Origin of the sequence: Hyella patelloides LEGE 07179 (assembly GCF_900659865.1) — a bacterium.
Classification (GTDB): Bacteria; Cyanobacteriota; Cyanobacteriia; order Cyanobacteriales; family Xenococcaceae; genus Hyella; species Hyella patelloides.
The window spans coordinates 1-1329 of the sequence record NZ_LR214311.1 but is presented as its reverse complement, the minus strand read 5'-3'; the positions used below and the strand labels follow the sequence as shown (position 1 = coordinate 1329).

Genomic DNA, 1329 nt, shown 5'->3' with positions numbered 1-1329 from the left:
CAGGGTAAACGCAAGAAAATTTAGACCTCAGAAGGGTTAAACTGTAAAGGAATTGAGGCTTTAAGAACTTTCAGCAAATAGTTTGAATCCATGCTGGCTCGCCTCGCTTTCTGACGAGTACTACGCTTAAAGCTCGTTTCTTGATTAAGTAGATTAATGCTCCACCGCTTGAGTAAAGCGATATTTTCAGGAGCATTGCCTGTACGGATACGACAGGCATCTTCCCCAAAAGTTACATCTAAGACCCAATGGAGTTGGTTCTCAATCGACCAATGCTGCCGAATAGCTTTGCCTAATCGTTGAGCATCTGGCGGTAGAGAACTGAGATAGAACATTACCTCCTTTTCTGTCTTGTTCCACAGATGGCGTGTGCGTACAACTCGAACTATGCTGTGTAAACCAGACCATTGAGCTTGTTTGTATAAACCCCCCATTTGATTGAGTGCCACGGCTGTGACTTCTCGTTTTTCACGACGGTGGTGTCCCGATTCGACTCGGACATCATGAGTGTATTCAATGTCTTGAAAATCTGATGCTTGAGCAGTTTTAAACCATTGCTCTACTTCTTGGTATAAGGTAGGATGATTCGCTTTTAATGCCAAAATGTAGTCGGCATTAGACTCTAAAATACGATGGACAATTTCCTATGAAGTCCCCATCGCATCAATGGTAATGATACATCCAGAAATGTCTAACAATTCTAATAGGGTTGGAATAGCAGTAATCTCATTACTTTTATCTTCCACTTTTACTTGTCCGAGAAATAATCGGCTCTCGCTCGCCCAAGCACTAACTAGATGTAATGCAGATTGTTCACCATTACGGTCATAAGAACCCCTAACCGTTTTGCCATCAAGGGGAATAACTTGCGCGCCTAAATCTTCTACTACACTGCTCAACCAACTATTGAAGCTCTGCTCCAGCGCAGCAGGTGATATCTTCTCAAATAGCCTTCTATAGGTATCCGCAGTGGGAATTCCGAAAGGTAGCTTTAAGAAACTAGACAACCAATTCTCATGGCTCACACCATAAATTTCGATATCCTCCCATCCTTTTGCTCCCCCAATAGTCGCTAGTATGGCAATCATTACAATACTCATGAATGGATGAAGCACTCCTTGCTTTCCTCTTGGATCTGTTAAATTCTCAAAATGCTCTGCCCATTGTTCCTGTATTTGCTCACAATCACTAGCTTTTGCCAGTGACGAGGGTTTACCACTATTCTTTTGAGACTTCTTCGCTTCGCCGAAACCTTTCGCCATTGAGAATCCGATTATTGAATGGATTTTAATAGCATATTACAGCTTCATTTTTCTTGCGCTTACCCTG

The 1329-nt window shown here is 42.4% G+C and carries 1 pseudogene; it reads right to left on the bottom strand.

The features are described 5' to 3' along the window. Nucleotides 1-20 precede the first annotated feature (20 nt). A pseudogene (locus tag H1P_RS33410) lies at nucleotides 21-1262 on the bottom strand (ISAs1 family transposase). Nucleotides 1263-1329 lie beyond the last annotated feature (67 nt).